This is a genomic window from Streptomyces sp. NPDC034103 (assembly GCF_055575395.1).
The window spans coordinates 1-20,077 of record NZ_JBVISS010000011.1; the positions used below are offsets into that span (position 1 = coordinate 1).

The following is a 20,077-nucleotide window of genomic DNA, read 5'->3' on the forward strand; positions in this document are numbered from 1 at the left end:
CTGCATCGCCCTCATCAACCTCTACAACCGCATCAACGTCATGATCCAGCAGCCCGCCGGCGACTACCAGCCCGGCATGTTCGGCTGACCGAACGCCGCTCGAACGCGTGCACAGCGCCGGGGAGTTCGGAATTCCTTCCCGGCGCTTCGCGTTCCCCTCTCGGACAGTGGCGCACTTTCCCGAGTCAGTGCCCGGGCGGGGCAGAGGGACCGGACTCGGCGAGCAGTTCCTGCAAGTCCCGGACGAGCAGCAGGCCGTAGCGGTCGAAGCGGGAGAGTCTTTCGAAGATCCCCCGGGCCGTCGCCTCCTGGCGCTCCCCGTCTGCGGCGAAATCCCTGACGACCAGCAGAGAGTCATACTGCTCGAACGGCATGCCGTGGTCGTCCTCGTACTCGTGGCTGAACTCGACCTCGACGGCCGACTGCCCGAGATTCCCCGCATAGTCGACGAATTCGCCCTCGACCGGCCTCAGTTCGACGCCGCACGCCGCGGAAATGTCCTGAACGAGCCGCTCGCGTGGAAATCCGGGGCGAATGAAGATGTAGTGATGCTCGCTCATGAAATACCCCCAGGCGGCATGTTCAGGGCCACACGACATGGTAGCCGTCGCCGATTATGCGGATCGAGTTCATGCGTCCCGGCGGATTGTTGCGCAGGAACTTCTCGAGCCCCTCGCGCGCCCCGGCCTCCCCGAGTCCGCTTCCCCGCGCGTCGACGACGGCGTCACGGGCCTGCTTCTTGGCCGTGTTCAGGGTGTTCTTGACGGAGTTCGCGGCGGCTCCGGGATCCAGGGTCTTGAACTCGGTCGGGACACCGTCCACCACGGCGTCCGGGGTCCGTTGTCCCTCCACGGGCGACTCCTTCAGCGCCTTCACGTCACGGCCTTCGTCCCGCAGGGTCTCGGCGATACGCCGCTCCTTGGGCTGGAAAACCTTTTCCGACTCGTCCAGGGAACCCCGGTGGGAGTTCCCGCCGTCACCCTTCGCCGATCCTGCGCCCCCGTCCTCGGTCCCACCCCCGGCCGCCCCCGCGACCATGAGCGCCACCCCCGCCGCCCCCAGTCGTGCCGCCAGTGCGGCGCCCAGGGCGCCCTCCCCCGTGGCGGTGATCCCGGCGAGGGCCAGGCCCGCGCTCGGTGGGAAGAGGGCCAGCAGCGACAGCAGGAGCAGGGCGAAACCGAGGTGGATCAGGAAGTGGTCGAGGGCTTCCAGGAGGTGTGCGGGTGGGATCGTCCGGCCTTCCGTGCCCGCCCCGGTCAGGCTGCGCCAGAGCAGGAGGGTGCCGGTGGTGGCGGCGCCGAGGGCCGTCGCGGTGCCGAAACGATGGGCCGCGATGCGCTCACCGGACACCACCGACCCCATGTGCCGCCAGGCGCGCAGGAGTTGGGAGAGCTGCCAGGCGATCCAGAACAGGGCGCCCACCGCGCAGGCCCGCAGGATCTGCGCGCCGGTGCCCGTCTTGAAGTACTCCTGCAGTCCGGCCGTCGCCTTGAAGGAGCCGACGCCGAGGAAGAGCACGGACGGCAGGACGAGGACGGCGGGTATCAGGAGCGTCAGCAGACGTCTGCCGCGGGTCGGGCGGCCGTATGCCGATCTGATGCGGGCGCGGAGGTCGGGCGTGTGCCATGCCCGGACGTCGTCCGTGGCGGAGATGCGGCTCGCCAGGTCGGTGACGACATCGCGTAAGGGGCCCGGGGCGGCGGACGCGTAGTGGAGGGACCGGCGCAGGCGGATGAAGCGGGCGGCTATGAGCGGGGTCCAGGGGAGGCGTAAGGACGCGTAGCGGATCAGGGCGGCGGCGGTGTCGCCGTCGGCGCGTTCCGCGGCCAGGAGGACCTCGGGCGTGGCGCGTCGGGCGCGGTGCAGGGCGACCAGGTCCGCCGTCATGGCCAGGAACAGGGCGGTCAGCGGCACTGCCCACAGGACGGGCTCCAGGTCCTTCAGCCACTGGTCCGCGTCGGTACGGGCGTGCGTGGCCGCGTAGTTGTTCAGCGTGTGAAGGGACACGGCCGCCCCGAGTGGAAGCAGGGCCAGCGCCCGCCACCCGCCGCGCGCCCGCCACAGCAGCCCGGCGCCCAGTCCCGCCACCGTCGTCCACACCAGGTGCGTGAACGTCGCGACCTGCACCTCACCGCCCCTGCCCAGGTCCAGCGGGGCGACGGGCGCGGGCGACCAGGACGTGAGCGCCTGGGAAAGGCCCGGGACGTACGGTGCCGAGAGGCTGTCGGGGATGATCCAGCCACCGTGCGCGGCCAAGGCCCGGTCCGCGTCCAGGGCGTAGCGCAAGAGCGCCTCCAGCAGCCCGAAACCGGCGCCGAGCGCGGCCCCCAGCACGGTGAAGTCGGTCAGTCCCCACTGCCGGCGCACCCTGAGGGCCAGCCCGGCCAACAGCAGCGGGGACACCTTCACCAGCTCCTCCACCCACGGGGCCACGGCCCAGGCAGCGGTGTCGACCACCCGGACCAGCGACTCGCCCGTGTACGCGGCGACCGTCCTCGTGTACGCGAGCTCCAGCAGCGCCGCCGCCGTTCCACACGCGTACACGCCGACGAACAGCGCCGACAGCACCGCCGACAGGCCGACCGAGCGCGTGGGCCACGAGAGCAGCAGCAGCTGTACGACGCCGTAGAGCGCGGCGGCCACCATGAGCACCGTCACGTACGTCCCCGCTCCCCCCTGTTCCGCCCGCCCCGGTCAGCCCTCCGTGCGCGGGAAGGAGACCTCTACCCGGCGGTTCTTCTTGCGGCCGGATTCCGTGGAGTTGTCGGCGATCGGGTACTGCTCGCCGTATCCGCGTACCTCGTACGTGACGTTCGCGTCGTTCAACTCGCCGTCCAGAACGTCCTGTACGGCGTTGGCCCGCTGCTTCGACAGGACGTCACCGTGGGCCGAGGTGCCGAGGTTGTCGGTGAAGCCGAAGACGCGGATCCTCGTCGCGTTCTGTTTCTTGATCTCGTCCGCGATCGCGGCGATCCGGGCCTTTGACTCGCCGCTCAGTTTCGCGCTGTCCTTGCTGAAGAGGACCTCCGCCTGGAGCGCGAACTTCACGTCGGCGTTGGTGTCCTCGCGACGCTCCTCACCGGCCTCGTCCTCGACGACCTGCTTGATGTCGAGGACCTTCGGCTCGGCGAGCGTGGCGCCCTCGGGGAGCTTCAGGTCGGGGTCGTTCGGGTCGACCTTCACAGGTGCGGAGGCCGAGGCCTCGGTGCCCGGCGGGACGCTGGGGTCGTCCTTGGCGTGGGCCGTGGCGGCGCCGTAGACGTTCGTGGCGACCATGACCGTGGCGGCGGTGACCGCCAGGGCGAGGCGTGGAGCCGCCGCTCGGGTGTGGGTGCGGGTCATGGCCGGCCTCACCCGGAGATCTTGATCGTGGCGCTGGAGAAGGTCGGGAGTTGCAGAGCGACATCCGTGGTGCTCGACGGCGGGGCCGGGAACTGCATGAAGACGGCGAGCTCGTCACCGGACTTGATGATCGAGAAGCCGGTTGTTGTCAGCGGGCGCCCGTCAGTGTCGCGCAGCACGTAATAGCGCTTCTTCTCCTTGGAGTCGACGAGAGTGGCGCCACCGAGTGACCGGCCATGCGCCATGACTTCTGTTTCGTCACCCTGCAAAGACGCCGGCACCGTGACTGACTTGGCTCCGTCGTTCTTCAACATGCCATTCACTGTGACGAATCCGCCGGAGTCGCGTTCCGCAGCCGTGACCTGAAGGATCAGACCGTTCGACCCCTTCAACTCAGCCTGGATCTCGTCCGACTGCCCCTCCTGAGGGCTCGGAGCGGATCCGTCGTCATTCTTGGAAGGGGACGCCGTCGTCTCCGGCTTCTTGTCGTCGTCTCCCCCGCTACCGCAACCGGCCACGCCGAGGGCCAGACCGGCCGCAACGGTCAACGCGACCATCCCCCTGCGGGCCTTCGCCGTGAACCGAATGTCCATGCGTCTGCTTCCTTCGCCAGTCGTCGTTCGCTTGTCAGTCGGCCAGATGGACTTCGAAGAGATCCTCGGGCTCGGGCAGATCGGTGAGGTCGTCCGGGTCCAGGTCCCAGTCCCGGTCCTCGCAGTCGAGGCGCGGCAGGACCACGTCCGGTGCGTCGTCCGGTGCGCCGTCCGGTGCGCCGTCCGCGGGGGGCTCGAACTCACAGAGCAGCTCGATGTCGGCGGTGGCGGACGCCTTGGACTGCTGGTTCTCCGTGCCGGGGATGACGGACTCCCCCACGGTCTTGTTCGTCCGGACCTCGACGGTGTACGACAGCGGCCCGTTCGGGGTGCCGCATCCCAGCACCTCGGCATCGTTCTGTGCCGCCAGCTGGTCCGCGCGCCCGCACGGGTTGTCGGGCGGGGGCGCGATGCCGTCGAAGATGTCCTGCCACTTGGTGGGGTCGAGTACGTCCGTCACCCATTGGGCGGCGAGTTGATCCCGTCGTTCCTGGGCCGCCGCGAGGGCCGCCGCGTCGGCGGCTGTCTGGGCTCCGTTCCGGTTTGCCGCGGCCTGGCCGACCGCGAGGTACGCGAACGCGAGAAAGAGCAGGCCCCCCACCACCGTGATGTAGATGGGGAAAGCCTGCCCTGCGTCTGCGCATGCGCGCTTGCGCATCACCCCGTGATCTCTCCGATCTTCGTGGTGATCGCGTCGGCGATCTGCTGCCCGACGTTCGTGCCGAGGAGGACGAGAATGATCGCCACGACCACCGCGATGATGCCCAGGTACTCCACAGCCGTCTGCCCCCTGTCGTTCCGCTCGGCGCGCGACTTGAGGTACGTGACCGTGGTGTTGATCCAGTTGCTCATCGTGTTCCCCTTGGGTGTCGGCCTGACTAGCGACACGAGGAAGGTACGACGGAACTGCTCGCGCGTCACAGGGTCCCAGGGCCCAATTCCGGGCCCAGAGGGGAGTCATGACGGCTCCCGGGGCGAATCGGGTGCCGTGCCGAGCCACTTGGCGGCGGCCTCCGCGCGATTGGTGCTGTGGAGCTTGGCGAAGATGCGGTTGATGTGGTTCTTGACCGTCTTCTCGCTGATGAAGCAGGTGGCGGCGATCTGCTGGTTGTTCATGCCTGACGCGATGAGGTCCATGATCTCCGCCTCCCTCGTGCTGAGTTGGTAGCGCGACTTCGGAGACTGTCCCACATCTGGTTGCATTCGCGAAAGTCCTTCCGCAGAATTCAGTGGGTACTTGGGGTGAACCGCCGATGATTCGTATGCAGTTGCACTTGCATGGCCCAGCCCCTCGGGCAGGCGCGGGCCGTCCGAACCTCGCAGGCGGGCCACCACCGCGTTCGCCGCCGACGTCGTGAAATGGGCGCTGCCGGTCCTGATGTCCCGTACCGCGGCGATCAGCTGGTCCGCGGTGAACTCGCCGTGGACGAGGTAACCGGCGGCGCCCCGGCGCAGGGCCTCGTGAACGATCTCCGACTCGCTGCTGTAGGTGAGCATCACCACCGGGGCGATCGGCACCAGGTGCGGGAGGGCCGAGATGCCGTCCACGCCCGGCATGCGGACGTCCAGGAGGACCACGTCGGGGTGGTGCCGCAGGGCCGCCTCGTAGGCCTCTCTGCCGTCGGCGGCAGACGCCACGACCGTGATGTCCTCGCGACCGGAGAGGAGGGCCGCCAGGCCCGCGCGGACCACCGGGTTGTCGTCCGCCACGACGACGCGGAGCGGGCCTGCCGGTGGGGCGGGGGGTGGGAAGTCCTCGAACGGATTGGGGGGTGTCGGCGTGGGGTCCGGCATCGGGGCTTCCTCCTCTCGTGATTCCGTGGGGGGCGTACGGCGTTCTCAGGCGGTCCCGCCCGCGAGCGCGGCCAACGGCAGCTCCAGGCGGACCTCCGTGCCGCGGGCGTGGGTGCCGCGGCCGATGCGGATGCGGGCGCCGACCGTGGCGGCTCGCTCGACCATGCCCACCAGGCCGAAGTGACCTGTGTGGCGCAGCTGTTCGAGGCTGGTGCCCGGGGCGAGGCCGCAGCCGTCGTCGTAGACGCTGATGCGGAGGAGGTCACCGTGGACTCCGGCGCTGACGTCCACGTGGCTCGGTGCCGCGTGGCGCTGGGCGTTCTCCATGGCCTCCGAGGTGATGGTGAGGAGTTGGCGGGCCACGGCGGGCGGTAGTCCGGGGACCGCGTGCTGGCCTGTGCGGTGGTAGGTGGCCTTCAGGCCGGTACGGCGGCTGAAGTCGTCGGTCCTGGCCGCGAGTTCGGTCAGGACGTCGGTGCCGTTGGCGGGGTCCGTCTCGCGGCGGAGGTCGGCCAGGAGTTCCCGGGACTCGGCGGCGGCGCGGCGGGCCGAGCGGGCGACCAGGTCCGCCTGTTGTTTCACCAGCGCGGGGTCCATGCGGTCGACCGCTTCGGCCAGACCGTCCGCCGCGAGGGCCACACCGTGCAGGGTCTTCGCCACCGAGTCGTGCATCTCGCGTGCCAGGCGGGCACGTTCGGCGCCGACCGCCTCCGTGACGGCGAGGCGGGCCTGCACGGAGGTCAGGGCCTGGGTGGCGGCGCCGAAGCGGAGCACGAGGTTGCGCAGGGTCACACCCATGGCGCCGGTGACGACACAGAGGCCGGGCAGCAACAGGGCCTCGGCGACCGTGGGGTGGAGGTCCTTCGAGCTCGCGTAGACCGTGACGAGGACGAGGCCCTGGAGCGAGGCGAAGCAGCCGGCTCCTCGCCAGCCGTAGACCAGCCCGGCGAGGAGGGGGGTGCAGACGCTGACGTAGGCGAGGGTGGTGTCCGGTCCGGCGGAGACCAGGAGGAGGGCGCCGAAGAGGGTGTCCGCGGCCAGCAGGACGGGGTGGCGCAGCAGGAGGGGGCCGAAGCGTTCCCAGTCCCTGAACAGGACGTAGGAGGTCATGAAGGTGACCAGTACGGCCGCGGCGACCAGGCGGGCGCCCAGGCCCGGGGCGGCGTTGAGGAGGGCGGAGGGGGCGGCCAGGGCGATCATGGCCAGGCGGAAGCCGAAGACCTGACGGCACAGGGCCTGGAGAGCGTTGATCTGGATGGGGATGGCGGGGGTGGGGGCGGTGCTTCCGGTGGGGGTGAGGGAGGGCGCTGCGCGGTCTTCGGCCGGGGTCTCGATCCCACCGGCAGCTAAAACACCACCCCCGCCCTCGACGGCCGCCGTCGTCGGTCCGGGCTTCGTCATCGCCATGGTGTCCTCCCCCTCCCTACTTGCCCGTGATCGAGCCGAAGTCCGTGCCGGAGCCGAGGATCAGGCCGGCGGCGAGGAGCAGCATCGTGGCCGGGACCATGAACGTGGTGATCATCATCGTGGCCTTGGGGACCGCGCGGGCGGCCTTGCGGCGGGCGTTCTGGGCGTCCGTTCGGCGCATGTCCTTGGCGAGGGCGATGAGCGTGTCCACGATCGGCGCGCCCAGCTCCTCGCCCTGCTGGAGGGCGGTGACGAACATGGCGACCTGCTCGGAGTCGTTGCGTCGGCGCAGTTCCGCGAAGGCCTGGCGGCGGCTCATGCCGAGGTCCATCTGGCGCAGGGTGATGCGGAGTTCGTCGGCCCAGGGGCCCTCGTACTTCTGCGCCACCCGGTCCAGCGCCTGGCGGAAGCCGAGGCCGGCGCTCACCACCACGGCCAGGACGTCCAGGAAGTCCGGCAGGGTCCGCTCGATCTCGTCCTTGCGGATCCTGATCGCCGACCAGATGCCGACCTCCGTCCAGAAGACGCCGAACGCGAACAGGAGCAGGGCCATGAGCGGGATGCCGCGCATGAGGAAGACCAGGCCGCCGAACCCGCCCAGGAAGCCGTACACCGCCCGCCGGGCCGCGTACCGGTCGATCGTGAGGCCGCCCGGATTGCCCGCCAGGTCGATCTTGCGGCGGTACTTCGCCACCCGCTTGGGCCCCATCAGGCGGAGCACCGTCGGGGCGTAGCGCATGCCGAGGCGGTCGATGACGGAGTCGACCGCGCCGGTCCGGGTGGCTCCGACCTCCAGGGCGAGCGCCAGGTCGGCGGGGAGTCTGGCGTCGGCGCGGTACATGCGGATGCCGGCGAAGACGCCCCAGACTCCGAGGCCCATCAGCAGGGCCAGCAGGTATGCCATGGTCGTGGCCCCCTCAGACGTCGATCCGGGACAGGCGGCGGATGAGGACGAACCCGACCGCGTAGAGCACGAAGGCGATGATGACCGCGGCCTGGCCGGCCGGTGAGCCGGTCATGCGGTCCAGGGCACCGTCCTTGACGCTGTTCATCAGGAGCAGCGAGCCGATTCCGAGGACCGGGACGGCGTACGAGGTCATGTTGACCTGTGCCAGTTGGGTGCGGACCTCACGCCGGGTCTCCTTGCGTTCCTCCAGGGTCTCGGTCAGGTTGCGCAGGGCGCCGACGACTTGGCCGCCCGCGCGGTTGGACAGCACCAGCGTCGTGACCAGGACGACCAGTTCGCGCGAGGGCAGGCGCTCGGCCATCTCGCCCAGGGCGTCGTCCAGGGAGGCGCCCAGGGAGAGCTGGTTGGCCACCTTGCCGAGTTCCTCGCCCGCGGGGGCCTCCAGTTCCTCCGCCGCCATGCCGATCGCCGTGCGCAGGGCCAGTCCGGCCTGGGTGGCGTTGGCCAGGATGCGGGCCAGCTCGGGGAGTTGGTTGATGAACCGCTCGATGCGTTTCTGGCGCTGCCAGTTGAGGAACTGCAGCGCGACCCAGATGCCGAGCAGGCCGGCCAGCGGGCCGAAGAAGGGGGCCAGGGCGGCCTGGCTGATGAGGAAGAGGCCGGTGGCCGTGGCCATCATGTAGACGAAGAACTCGCCCGGTGTGATGTCCAGGCCCGTGGCGGCCAGGCGGAGTTCCAGCTTCCGGCCGAGCCGGGTGCGGCGCAGCCGCCGGTCCAGGGTCGGGAAGCGGCGTCGGCGGCCGCCGGTCTCCGTCTGGCCCGTCGCCGCGAGGCGGTCGATGAGGGCCTGGCGCTGCGCCTTGCCCATGGCGTACGCGTGCAGGCCCGCCACCGCCAGGACACAGGTCAGCAGGGCGACGCCGGTCGTGAGCGTGGTCAGGGCGGGCAGGTCCATCGTCAGATCCATGTCCAGGTCCATTCGAGATCCATCGGGCGTACCTACCTGGCCTCTCGGGTCGTCAGCTCGGCCATGGACCGGGCCACGCCGAACGCCTGGGGGATCGGCTGGTTCGCCATGTAGAGGCGGTCGGCCGTGCGGCGTGGGAGCGGGAAGTACTCGAAGGCGCCGTGGACGCGGCCGTCCGACGTCATCGGCTGGGCGTGGAAGCGGGCCACCGTGGCCAGGCGGTACGGCTCGCCACCGTGGCTGTCCAGGACGGCGATCTCGGTGATGCGTCGGGCGCCGTCGGGGAAGCGGGTCAGCTGGATGATCACGTCCAGGGCGCTGTTGATCTGGTCGTGCAGCGCCTCGAAGGGGACCCCGACCTCGGACATCGAGGCGAGGGTCTTCAGCCGCATCAGCGCGTCCTCGGTGCTGTTGGCGTGGACGGTGGCCAGGGAGCCGTCGTGGCCCGTCGACATGGCCTGGAGCATGTCCAGGGACTCACCGCCGCGGACCTCGCCGACCACGATCCGGTCCGGGCGCATCCGCAGCGAGTTGCGGACCAGGTCGCGGATGGTGACCTGGCCCTTGCCCTCGACGTTCGGCGGGCGGGACTCCAGGCGGATCACATGGGCCTGCTGGAGCTGGAGTTCCGCCGAGTCCTCGATGGTGATGATGCGTTCGACCTCGGGGATCAGGCCGGAGAGGGCGTTGAGGAGGGTCGTCTTCCCGGTGCCCGTCGCGCCCGACACGATGATGTTGAACTTCGCCTGCACCAGGCCCGCGAGGAGGTACAGCATGGGCTCGTCGAGGGAGCCGAAGCCGATCATCTCCTGGAGGGTGAAGGAGCGCGGGAAGCGGCGGATGGTGAGCGTCGCGCCGGTCAGGGACAGCGGCGGGATGATCACGTTCACGCGTTCGCCGGACGGGAGGCGGGCGTCGACCATCGGATTCGACTCGTCGACCCGGCGGTTGACCGTCGAGACGATCCGCTCGATCGTCTGCATCAGCTGGTCGTGGGAGGGGAAGCGGAGCGGGAGCTGTTCCACCCGGCCGCCCCGCTCGACGAAGATCGCGTCCGGGCCGTTCACCATGATCTCGGTGATCGAGGCGTCCTCCAGCAGCGGTTCCAGGATGCCCAGGCCCAGTGCCTCGTCCACGACCCGGCGGATCAGCTGTGAGCGCTCGACCGTCGACAGCACGGGGCCCTCACGGCTGATGATGTGCCCGAGCACGCGTTCCAGGCGGGCCCTGCGCTCGGCCGCCGCCAGCGAGCTCATCTCCGCGAGGTCGATCTCCTCCAGCAGCTTGGCGCGGTAGGAGGCGACCAGGTGGCCGTCCTCGCCCCGGCTGCCGTGCTCCTCGGGGGTGGTGATGCGTGCGCGCAGACTCATGGTCGTACCTCGTTCAGTGGTCGAGCGGCATGGTCGCGGTCCTGGTGGCGTCGCCGAAGTTCCAGAAGGGGACCACGTTCGGGATCTGCACGGTGGCGGTGACGGTCACCGAGTCGTCGCCCTCGGCGGCGGAGCACCCCACGCTGAGCCAGTCGCTGATCGCGGTCGTGCAGCCCTCCTGCGCGCCGCGCTCCAGCGAGGCGGCCCGCGCCCCGGCCCTGGCCGCCGTACCGGCCTGCTGGGCGGTGTAGGCGATGAGCCCGACCTGGACGCCCGCCATCGCGACCAGGATCAGGATCGGGATGAACCCGAGGTACTCGATGGCCACCTGCCCCAGGTCACGGGCCCCGCGCACCCGGCGCACCCCGCGGACTTTCCCGTCGTACGACATCTCAGTCCGTCTCCTCCTCGACGGCCCCCGCGTGGCCCTCGACCGTGAACGGGAAGCCGATCGCGCCCGGGAAGAGGACGGGGACCGTGAGTTCGACATCGGCGGTGACATAGCCGCCGCCCGTGCCGCAGGTCACCGTGCCGTCCCAGGCGTCCGGCAGCTTGTCCAGCCCCGCTTGCTGGCAGGCCCCCTGCCGCTCGCCCGGGCTCGCCGCCGTCCCCGCCCGCACCGCCTCGTCCGCCGCGTTCCCCGCCAGCGTGAACGTGTAGCCGACCAGCACGAACTGCCACACCAGGACCAGGGTCAGGATGATCAGCGGGGTCATGCCGAGGAACTCGACGGTGACCTGGCCGGAGTCCCCGCGCCGCCTCACGGACCCAGCTCCTTGCGCCGCCGGAAGCCCACCGCCGCGCGCTCGTTGCGCGACCGGCCGGCCTTGCGGGTCCTGTCGGTCGTGCCGACCAGTCCCAGCTCCCCCGCCAGCGCCCACAGGGCCTGCTTGACCGCGCTCTTGCTGTCGAGTTCGTGGACGCGGCCGGCGTCCACCACCCCTTGCAGCTCCTTGAAGTTGGCGGGGATCGCCACCCCGGCGACCGCCGTGCCGGTGATCTTCTGGATGAGCGGGGGCTGGATCTCGGTGCCGCGGGTGTGCCGGTTGACGACCACGGTGGTCTCCTCGGCCTTGCGGATCTGCAGCCGGTCCCACATCCGTACCGCGCGTTTGGCGCCGCGTACCGCGATCACGTCGGGGGTGGTGACCAGCAGGGCCGTGTCGGCCATCTCGACCGCGGCCGCGCCCGCGCCGCCGATCTGGGCGCCGCAGTCGATGACGACGATCTCGTAGCGGGAGCGCAGGGCGCTGACGATCTGGCGGGCGGCGCGGTCGGTGACCTCCTCGCCGCGTTCGCCCTCGCCGGGGGCGAGCAGCAGGGCGAGGCCGGTGTCGTGGCGGAAGACGGCGTCGGCGAGGACGCGCGGGGAGAGGTCGGTGATGGCGGCCAGGTCGACCACCGAGCGGCGGAACTGGACGTCCAGGAAGGAGGCGACGTCGCCGGTCTGGAGGTCGAGGTCGACCAGGGCCGTGCTGCGTCCGGACGCCTGTGCGGCCAGGGCGAGTTGGATCGCGGTCAGGGTGGTCCCCACGCCCCCCTTCGCCCCGCTCACCGTCACCACGGTCCCCCCGGCCCCGGTGAACACGTCGACGTTCGCGCCCAGATGCCGCCGTACGCCCACCGACCACTGGGCGACGGCCTGGACCCTGCTGGCGAGTTCCTCGTAGCTCAGGGGCAGCGCCACGAGCCCCCGGGCGCCGTAGTCCATGGCGGCCTGGAAGAGGCCGGGACCGGCGTCGGAGGTGACGAGGATGACGCCGACCGCGGGGAAGCGCAGGGCGACCTCGCGGATCAGCTCCAGCGCGGGGACCGGGCCGATGCGTTCGTGGACGACGACGACCTCGGGCAGTTCGTCGACGGACTCGGCGGCGAGCCGTGCGAGGGTGTCGACGAGCTGGGTGGAGTCGGCGACCGGGGCGACCGGTTCGGCGTCCGGGAGCTGGCTGAGCAGGGTGGTGATGGAGCGGATCGCGTCCGCGTCGCCTACGGCCGGCAGGATCCTCGTGGGCATACGGCTCTCACTTGTCCTTCGCGAGTTCGTACGTGCGGTCCTGCTCGGGCACGGTTCCGGTCTCGCCGGGTGCGACCAGTGCGAGCCGGACGCGCTTGGCGAAGGATTCGGCGTACGTGATGCGCTGGGCGTCGATGGCGGAGAGCGCGAAGGTGATGGGGACGGCCTCGGTGGCCTTGCGGGTGCGGTCGTCGGCGTCGGGCTGGAGCGGGGTGAGGTCGCCGACGTCCAGGACCTTGGCGTTCGTGACGATGATCTTGGACTGGGCGACGGCGCCCTCCCGCGCGCCCTCGAACGTGGCGTAGACGTTGACCGTGGAGCCCGGGGTGATCTTGCCGGCCACGCCGGTCGCCGCGTCGATCATGATGGCGACCTCCTGCTGGCCGGGTCGCAGGGCCGGTTGGGCGACGATCATGTCGCTCTGGAGCAGGGAGCCCTTCTTGAGGGTGGTCACCGCGATCTTGCCGCCGATCTGGCGGAGGTCGGTGACGGCGGTGTCCGACAGCCAGCGCTCGGGCATCCGCGTCTTCTCGAACTGGCCCGCGCTCAGCGCCGTGTAGGGCTCGATGTCGTCCTTGAGCCGGTAGGCGGTGACCTCGGGGCCGACCTTGGACTTCACGTCGCTGATGACGGACAGGACGCCGGCGAAGGCCGCGAGGGCACAGACCGCCGACAGGATCAGGAGTATGACGCCGCGGCGCTGACGGGAGTTCATGAACCGGACAACCTCATTGGGGGATATCGGTCGACGGGGCTCACCCGGCGGTGAGTTGGTTCTGCTGGTTCTCGGTGAGCGGGGACAGGGCGGAACAGAACACACAGCGGTCGCCGATCACCTCGATGCCGCACCAGTGGCAGGCGCCCTGGCGGACCGAGGTGACCAGTTGGTAGAGGACCGAGAGGTCGGGCAGGAACGAACAGAACTCGATCAGTCTGGGGGTGCCCCACCACACCGCCGACTCGGCGGGCAGCGGGGCCTCGCGCAGGCCCTGGACGTTCCAGGACGGGGCGAGGGTGGAGGTGACCCAGTCGGACTGGAGCTGGCCCTTGGCGACCAGCAGGGCGGTGGCGAACTCGGGACCCGACAGGGCCGCTTCGGGGCCGATTCTGACCAACTGGGGTTCGGGATGGGCGATCACACCGAACTGACTTCCCGGAACCCATGACTTGGCATGCGCCTTGAGGCCCACGGGAACGCGGTCCAGCTTGGTGACGGTGCCGAGGACGGCGCCGGCGTGGATGTAGTGGGTGAGCAGCCGGCCCGCCGAGGCGAGCACGCCGGGGCTGAGGTCGCAGGAGGCCAGTTGCCGCAACTGCCGGGCCAGGACGGCGAGTCCGAGGGGCGGCAGATCGGGGCGGAACAGGGCGATACGGTCACTCTCCAGCAGGGACCGTACCGTGTGCAGGCGCCGTTCGACCGCTTTCGGCACCGCCTGGGAGCAGACGACGATGACATGGCCGTGCTGGTCGACCAGCGACTGGAGGGCCGCCAGCGAGTGTTCCAGCGGCTCCTTGTCGAGGTCGGCCAGGACGACCGCGGGGACGGTCCGCTCGTCCTGTGGCGGCAGCGCCATGTCGGCACCGGTCACGGCAATGGCAGTTGGCACGCGCAGCTCCCCGTTCCCATGCCCCGCCGGCCCGACCGGCGTTACTCCGGCACACCCAGTCGACTTCACTGCGTGACTACGTCAGCACTCTAGCCACGGCCATGTGACCGGAGAACAGCGTTTCTTCAGCTGATGGCAACTGTTTTTGCGCAAGGCTCCCCAAACCAGGGCGGATTGCATATGCCGTCGCCGACCGCAGGGCCGCCATCCCCCCAGTGAGCCCGCAAAGATGGTCTGGACCTATTGACGAGGTGATTGGTCTGGACCACTCTGCTGGTCATGGCCACACTCAGACGACGCTCGTTCCGTTTCTGGTCGGCAGCGGTGATCGCAGCCCTCGCCCTCGGAGTCTCCGGCACGGCCCCGGCCTCCGCCGCGGATGTCAACAACGTCAAGAACGCCGGCTTCGAGTCCGGCCTGACCAACTGGACCTGTACGGCGGGCAGCGGCGCTACCGCCTCCTCGCCGGTGCACGGCGGCGCGGCCGCGCTGAAGGCGACGCCGGCCGGGCAGGACAACGCGAAGTGCACCCAGACGGTGGCGGTGAAGCCCCACTCGACGTACACGCTCAGCGCGTGGGTGCAGGGCGGGTACTCCTATCTCGGCGTCACCGGCACCGGCACGACGGACGTGTCGACGTGGACGCCGGACTCGTCGAGCTGGAAGCAGCTGTCGACGACCTTCACCACCGGCGCCTCGACGAGTTCGGTGACGGTCTACACCCACGGCTGGTACGGGCAGGCGGCGTACTACGCGGACGACCTCTCCGTGTACGGCCCGGACGGCGGCGGGGGCACCGACCCGGCCCCGACGGTCCCGGGCACCCCGGGCGGCCTCGCGGTCTCGGGCCGGACGTCGTCCTCGGTCTCCCTGGCCTGGAACGCGGTCTCCGGCGCCACGGGGTACACCGTCTACCGCGACGGTGCGAAGGTGACGGCGGTGAGCGGCACCTCGGCGACGGTGACCGGGCTCGCGGCGTCCACGTCGTACTCCTTCCAGGTCACGGCGACCAACTCGGCGGGCGAGTCGGGGAGGTCGGCGGCGGTGACGGGGACGACGACGGCGACTCCGACCGGCCCGGCGCTGCCCAGGCACGCCGTCACCGGGTACTGGCAGAACTTCAACAACGGGGCCAAGGTCCAGAAGATCTCCGACGTGCCGTCCCCGTACGACATCATCGCGGTGGCCTTCGCGGACGCCACGACGACTCCGGGCGCGGTGACCTTCTCCCTGGACTCGGCGGGGCTCGGCGGGTACACGGTGGACCAGTTCAAGGCGGACGTCGCGGCGAAGAAGGCGGCCGGGAAGAAGGTGATCATCTCGGTCGGCGGTGAGCGGGGGACGGTCTCCGTGAACGACTCCGCCTCGGCGGCGAACTTCGCGAACTCGGTGTACGCGCTGATGCAGACCTACGGCTTCGACGGCGTGGACATCGACCTGGAGAACGGCCTCAACGCGACGTACATGACACAGGCGTTGCGGTCCCTGTCCGCGAAGGCGGGCTCGTCGCTGATCATCACGATGGCCCCGCAGACGATCGACATGCAGTCGACGTCCGGTGCCTACTTCCAGACGGCCCTGAACATCAAGGACATCCTCACCGTCGTCAACATGCAGTACTACAACAGCGGTTCGATGCTCGGCTGCGACGGCAAGGTCCACGCGCAGGGCTCGGTGGACTTCCTCACCGCGCTGGCCTGCATCCAGCTGGAGGGCGGCCTGTCCGCGTCCCAGGTGGGCCTCGGCCTGCCCGCCTCGACCAGCGGCGCGGGCAGCGGTTACGTCTCGCCGACCGTGGTGAACAACGCGCTCGACTGCCTGACCAAGGGCACCAACTGCGGCTCCTTCAAGCCGTCCCGGACCTACCCGGACCTGCGGGGCGCCATGACGTGGTCCACCAACTGGGACGCGACGGCCGGGAACGCGTGGTCCAACGCGGTCGGACCGCACGTACACGCACTGCCGTAACCGACCCTCGGCCCCCGCACGGTGGCCACCCCGGCCGGGGCGCGGTCCTCCCGCGCGCGACGACGGCGTGCCCGTCGACCGCCCCCGGCCGAGAACCGCGCCCCGGTCGCGCGGGCCGTCAGCCCATCGGCCGGTAGTAGCCCAGCACCGCCGCGAGACCCGCGAACCACTCCCCCAGACGTTCCCGCGGCTTCGCCTCGACCACGCTCTCGTAGAAGTTGCCGTCGAGGTGGACGACGGCCACCATCAGGGCCTTGCCGTTGGGGCTCGCCCGGTAGTGGACGCTGCGGATCTCCTCCCAGTCGAACTCGGCCTCCACGCCGTTGACCTCCAGGGTGACCCCGGAGGCGTCGACGGCCACCGAGCTGCGCCGGGCCACGGCGAGGAACTCCGGTCCCGAGGGGGCCGGCCCAGGAGCCGGTGCCGGATGGTGGGGCATGGGCGGGGGCGGGCCGAAGCCCTGGGGCGGATACGGCGGCTGTGTCATCGTGAGTCCCCCGGTGCGACGAGCCTGGGTGGGTGCGTTACGGCAACTTACCCGCCGGACCGGTGGCACGCCGCCGTCGGGCCGTCGGTCCCTGGTCAGAGGCTGTGCGCGCCTCCCGGTGGCCCCTGCCTGTGCGGACGCCCCCGAGATTCCCGGAATTCCCGTGAAACATTTCCGGGGTCCCACCGCATCAGTGAAGTGAGAGCGCGAACGTGAGCGCGCCCACAGCAGGGGGAACGACATGAGACAGGTCCTTGCGGACCAGTACGCGGAGTTCGCGGCGGCCAGGGCGGGGCATCTCTACCGCTCCGCGTGCCTGCTCACCGCCGGGGACACGCATCTCGCCGAGGACCTGGTGCAGGAGACCCTGGGCCGGCTCTACATCAGCTGGCACCGCGTGACCCGGGTCGGCAACCCCGCCGGGTACGCGCAGACCGTCCTCACCCGCGCCTTCCTCGCCCACCAGCGCCGGCGCAGCAGCAAGGAACGCGCCACCGACGAGTTCCCGGACCAGGCCTGGACCGACCACGGTGACGTCCCGCTGCGGCTGACGCTCCTGGAGGCGCTGGCCCGACTGCCCGCCAAGGACCGGGCGGTGGTCGTGCTGCGCTACTGGGAGGACCGCTCGATCGAGGAGACCGCCGACGCGATGCACGCCAGCTCCGCGGCGGTCCGCACCCGCTGCACCCGTGCCCTGGGCCGGCTGCGGGAACTGCTCGGCGAGGACCTCGGCGAGTACGCACGCTTCTGACGGGCCCGCCCGTCCCTATGCCCGCTCATCCTTCACACCCCGGGGAAACGGTGGTTTGCCATGCCCGTACATCAGCACAGCGATCCTTTTGAGGACCGCGTCGCCGCCGAACTGCGCGATGTCGGCAACCAGTTCGAGGCCGACCCGCACGCGCTCACCACCGCGGGCCTCTCCCGTGGCCGACGGCTGCGGCTGCGGCGTCGGGCCGCGATCATGGGGGGCGCCGCCTCCCTCGCGCTCGTCGGGGTGGGCGGGGCGCTGCTCCTGCCCGGCGGTTCGGACCCGGACCCGTCCTCGGTGGCCTCGAAGCCGAGCGCCACGGCGACGGTGCCGCCCGTGTCCGGCCAGGAGCTGATCCGCACGCTCAAGGAGCAGCTCGGGTACGGCAAGTTCAGCCAGGAGACCGGTCGCGGTACCGAGGACGCGCCGTACGCGTGGCTCGTGTGGGACGACGGGGACGGGGGTTCCGTCGTCTCCGTGAACATGGATCGGATCGAGCCGGGCACCGAGAACGCCCGGCAGTTGACCGAGTGCCCGGACAAGACATTCACGCCGTACGACAGTTGCCGGACGAGTCGGCTGGACAACGGCTCCGTGCTGAGGATCCTCCGGGGGTACGAGTATCCCGACAAGCGGGAGCCCACCAAGCACTGGACCGCCGACCTGATCACGCCGAAGGGCCAGCATGTCGCGGTGTACGAGTGGAACGCCGAGGCCGAGAAGGGCTCGCCGGTCACCCGCGAGGACCCGCCGCTGGACGCCGCCGAGTTGAAGAAGCTGGTGACCGCGCCGGCGTGGCTGACGGCCGTCGACGCCATCCCCAAGGAGGACAGGTCGTCGCTGGCCGGCCCGGAGGAGACCGCCGCCCCCACCACCGACATCCGCAAGACGCTCGTCGACCTCCTGCCCGACGGTCTCACCCCGGTCTCGCGGGGCGGTGACGAGTCCGGGTGGGGCTATGTCGTCGTCGACGACGGCAAGGGCAAGAGCCTTGTCGAGATCAACGTCCAGCCGAACATGGGCGACCTCACCGGCGAGAGCATCTTCGAGGGCGCCGAGTCCCTTCCCGACGGCACGATGCTCGTCACCCGCGAGGACGCCGGCGACAAGGACGTCCCGGGCGCGGTCCGGTGGACCGTCGACACGGTGCGGATCAACGGTCTGCGGGTCGTCGTCAGCGCCCTCAACGCGAGCGGGCCGCACGACGCGCCGAGCCGTGACAAGCCCGCCCTGACGATGGAGCAGCTCAAGAAGATCGCGCTCAGCTCGAAGTGGGGGCCGAGCCGGGAGGAGTCGCAGACCGGTCAGAAGAACTCCGACCAGGGCTGATCCCAGATCTGCTTCACGCACAGCACCAGGAACAGCAGCCCGGCGATCGCCAGCATCGCGTTGCTGACCGGGCCGTTGCGCCATTCGGCCGGGGTGCGCGAGGAGTTGAGGAGCCGGAGCAGGGTCCCCGCGAGGAAGGGCAGGAAGGCCGCGCCCAGCACGCCGTAGAGGATGATCAGGCGGAAGGGCTGGCCCTGGAAGAGCAGGACGATGGGCGGGAAGGTCAGCCACAGCAGGTACGCGCGGAAGGGCCAGGAGCGTTCGCGCGCACCGGAGGCGACCTCCTCGCCCGTCCCCGTCCCCGCTTGCGTGCCCCCGGCGCGGAAGCGGGCGACGAAGTCGGCGAACATCAGGCTCACGCCGTGCCAGACGCCGATCAGGGAGGTGTAGGAGGTGGCGAAGAAGCCGATGAGGAAGAACTTGGCGGTCGCGGAGCCGTACCTGTCCTCCAGGATGTCGCCGAGCTGGATGAGCCCCTTGTCGCCACTGGCGATGGCGATGTTCGCCGAGTGCAGCATCTCGGCGCCCACGAACAGCATCGAGATGACGAAGATGCCGGTGGTGGCGTAGGCGACGCGGTTGTCGAGCCGCATGACCTTCATCCAGCCGGTGTGGGTCCAGCCCTTGGCGTTGACCCAGTAGCCGTACGCGGCGAGCGTGATGGTGCCGCCGACGCCGCCGATGAGACCGAGGGTGTTGAGGATCGAGTCCTTCTCGTCGGGCAGGACCGGCAGCAGGCCGGCGAAGGCGTCCCCGAGGTTCGGGGTGACCCGGATCGCGAGGTAGACCGTCACCACGAACATGACGCCCACCAGGACCGTCATGACCTTCTCGAAGACCTCGTACTTGTTGAACCAGACGAAGACCAGACCGGAGAGCCCGCACAGCACGGCCCACCACTTGAGGTCCATCACGTCCGGGAACAGCGCCTGGAGCGGCAGCGCGCTGGACGACATCGCGGCCGCGCCGTAGACGAAGCCCCAGATCACGACGTAGACGACGAAGAACCAGGTGGTCCAGCGGCCCAGGCTCGACCAGCCGTCGAAGAGGGTGCGGCCGGTGGACAGATGCCAGCGGCCGGCGGCCTCGGCGAGGGAGATCTTCACCAGACAGCCGATGACGGCGGCCCACAGGAGTGTGTAGCCGAAGTTGCTGCCCGCGATGAGCGTGGCGACCAGGTCGCCGGCGCCGACGCCGGTGGCCGCGACGACGATGCCGGGGCCGATGTACTTCCAACTGGACTTGCGTGGGGTGGAGTGGGGCTCGGCCTGTGCCGCGGTGTCGCTGGAGTGTCCCGAGATGTCCGCCATGAGGGTCAAGAAAGCCCAAAGCCGTCCGCTCGGCAAGAGGGCCTGCGGGGATCTTCACGCGATACGCGTATGCGGCACCCGGCGCTCGCGGACCGGCCGGAGCCGACGTTCGGGTGCGGGTCGTTTCGTCCGCGCGGGGTTCCGGCCATCGGGGCCTGTCGAGTCCTTGTGCGGTCTTGACCTGCTCATGCCACGAGCGGACGATGAGCGCCACACCCGCACCTGTGTGTC

21 protein-coding genes and 1 pseudogene are annotated in these 20,077 nt (G+C 70.2%); 4 read left to right on the plus strand and 18 right to left on the minus strand.

Translation table 11 applies throughout. The features are described 5' to 3' along the window. Positions 1-88 (plus strand): annotated as a pseudogene (locus ACZ56U_RS24475) (carboxymuconolactone decarboxylase family protein); the annotation flags it as partial. 97 nt (positions 89-185) lie between these two features. On the opposite strand, the gene ACZ56U_RS24480 reads toward ACZ56U_RS24475, so the two are convergent. The 16 genes from ACZ56U_RS24480 to ACZ56U_RS24555 all read right to left on the minus strand — a co-directional run bounded on the left by ACZ56U_RS24480 (position 186) and on the right by ACZ56U_RS24555 (position 14,001). Further along, a complete protein-coding gene (locus ACZ56U_RS24480; protein ID WP_469086136.1) occupies positions 186-560 on the minus strand; it encodes a hypothetical protein in 375 nt (124 codons plus the stop codon). 22 nt (positions 561-582) lie between these two features. Next, entirely contained in the window at positions 583-2,658 is a 2,076-nt protein-coding gene (locus ACZ56U_RS24485; protein ID WP_469086137.1) for a CdiA C-terminal domain-containing protein, read from the minus strand. A 36-nt stretch (positions 2,659-2,694) separates the two neighbouring features. Then, on the minus strand, positions 2,695-3,342 hold the full coding sequence (locus ACZ56U_RS24490; RefSeq protein WP_469086138.1) for an OmpA family protein: 648 nt from the start codon (positions 3,340-3,342) through the stop codon (positions 2,695-2,697). Positions 3,343-3,350: 8 nt separating this feature from the next. After that, entirely contained in the window at positions 3,351-3,935 is a 585-nt protein-coding gene (locus ACZ56U_RS24495; RefSeq protein WP_469086139.1) for a hypothetical protein, read from the minus strand. A 34-nt stretch (positions 3,936-3,969) separates the two neighbouring features. Continuing rightward, positions 3,970-4,593 (minus strand): pilus assembly protein TadG-related protein, encoded by a 624-nt coding sequence (locus ACZ56U_RS24500; RefSeq protein ID WP_469086140.1) that lies wholly within the window; start codon positions 4,591-4,593, stop codon positions 3,970-3,972. After that, positions 4,593-4,787, minus strand: a complete 195-nt coding sequence (locus tag ACZ56U_RS24505; protein ID WP_469086141.1) for a Flp family type IVb pilin — start codon at positions 4,785-4,787, stop codon at positions 4,593-4,595. The genes ACZ56U_RS24500 and ACZ56U_RS24505 overlap by 1 nt, the downstream gene beginning before the upstream one ends. A gap of 105 nt (positions 4,788-4,892) precedes the next feature. Then, complete coding sequence (locus ACZ56U_RS24510; protein WP_469086142.1) at positions 4,893-5,729, minus strand: response regulator; 837 nt, start codon at positions 5,727-5,729, stop codon at positions 4,893-4,895. A gap of 45 nt (positions 5,730-5,774) precedes the next feature. Beyond that, positions 5,775-7,130 carry a sensor histidine kinase gene (locus ACZ56U_RS24515; RefSeq protein ID WP_469086414.1) on the minus strand — a complete coding sequence of 452 codons (1,356 nt, stop codon included), beginning with the start codon at positions 7,128-7,130 and terminating at the stop codon, positions 5,775-5,777. A 22-nt stretch (positions 7,131-7,152) separates the two neighbouring features. Continuing rightward, entirely contained in the window at positions 7,153-8,040 is an 888-nt protein-coding gene (locus tag ACZ56U_RS24520; RefSeq protein ID WP_469086143.1) for a DUF5936 domain-containing protein, read from the minus strand. Positions 8,041-8,053: 13 nt separating this feature from the next. Next, positions 8,054-8,998, minus strand: coding sequence for a type II secretion system F family protein (locus ACZ56U_RS24525; RefSeq protein WP_469086415.1), 945 nt, complete (start codon positions 8,996-8,998; stop codon positions 8,054-8,056). A gap of 44 nt (positions 8,999-9,042) precedes the next feature. Next, a complete protein-coding gene (locus ACZ56U_RS24530) occupies positions 9,043-10,380 on the minus strand; it encodes a CpaF family protein (RefSeq protein ID WP_469086144.1) in 1,338 nt (445 codons plus the stop codon). 13 nt (positions 10,381-10,393) lie between these two features. Continuing rightward, a complete protein-coding gene (locus tag ACZ56U_RS24535; protein WP_469086145.1) occupies positions 10,394-10,771 on the minus strand; it encodes a TadE/TadG family type IV pilus assembly protein in 378 nt (125 codons plus the stop codon). A gap of 1 nt (position 10,772) precedes the next feature. Continuing rightward, the gene (locus ACZ56U_RS24540; protein WP_391234993.1) at positions 10,773-11,096 is read right to left on the minus strand and encodes a pilus assembly protein; all 324 of its coding nucleotides are present in this window, start codon (positions 11,094-11,096) and stop codon (positions 10,773-10,775) included. 44 nt (positions 11,097-11,140) lie between these two features. Then, the gene (locus tag ACZ56U_RS24545; protein WP_469086146.1) at positions 11,141-12,394 is read right to left on the minus strand and encodes an AAA family ATPase; all 1,254 of its coding nucleotides are present in this window, start codon (positions 12,392-12,394) and stop codon (positions 11,141-11,143) included. A 7-nt stretch (positions 12,395-12,401) separates the two neighbouring features. Further along, entirely contained in the window at positions 12,402-13,109 is a 708-nt protein-coding gene (cpaB, locus tag ACZ56U_RS24550; RefSeq protein WP_469086147.1) for a Flp pilus assembly protein CpaB, read from the minus strand. Between the two features lie 40 nt (positions 13,110-13,149). Next, positions 13,150-14,001 (minus strand): hypothetical protein, encoded by an 852-nt coding sequence (locus tag ACZ56U_RS24555; RefSeq protein WP_469086148.1) that lies wholly within the window; start codon positions 13,999-14,001, stop codon positions 13,150-13,152. 279 nt (positions 14,002-14,280) lie between these two features. Between ACZ56U_RS24555 and ACZ56U_RS24560 the strand changes: the two genes are divergently transcribed. Further along, positions 14,281-15,969 (plus strand): chitinase, encoded by a 1,689-nt coding sequence (locus tag ACZ56U_RS24560; RefSeq protein ID WP_469086149.1) that lies wholly within the window; start codon positions 14,281-14,283, stop codon positions 15,967-15,969. Positions 15,970-16,087: 118 nt separating this feature from the next. Here the strand turns inward: ACZ56U_RS24560 and ACZ56U_RS24565 are convergent, their stop codons facing one another. Next, positions 16,088-16,456 (minus strand): hypothetical protein, encoded by a 369-nt coding sequence (locus tag ACZ56U_RS24565; protein ID WP_469086150.1) that lies wholly within the window; start codon positions 16,454-16,456, stop codon positions 16,088-16,090. Between the two features lie 241 nt (positions 16,457-16,697). On the opposite strand from ACZ56U_RS24565, the gene ACZ56U_RS24570 reads away from it, so the two are divergent. Next, the gene (locus ACZ56U_RS24570; RefSeq protein ID WP_469086151.1) at positions 16,698-17,207 is read left to right on the plus strand and encodes a SigE family RNA polymerase sigma factor; all 510 of its coding nucleotides are present in this window, start codon (positions 16,698-16,700) and stop codon (positions 17,205-17,207) included. A 60-nt stretch (positions 17,208-17,267) separates the two neighbouring features. Further along, positions 17,268-18,536 (plus strand): hypothetical protein, encoded by a 1,269-nt coding sequence (locus ACZ56U_RS24575; RefSeq protein WP_469086152.1) that lies wholly within the window; start codon positions 17,268-17,270, stop codon positions 18,534-18,536. On the opposite strand, the gene ACZ56U_RS24580 is transcribed toward ACZ56U_RS24575, so the two are convergent. Then, on the minus strand, positions 18,512-19,846 hold the full coding sequence (locus ACZ56U_RS24580) for an Nramp family divalent metal transporter (protein ID WP_469086153.1): 1,335 nt from the start codon (positions 19,844-19,846) through the stop codon (positions 18,512-18,514). The genes ACZ56U_RS24575 and ACZ56U_RS24580 overlap by 25 nt on opposite strands. Positions 19,847-20,077 lie beyond the last annotated feature (231 nt).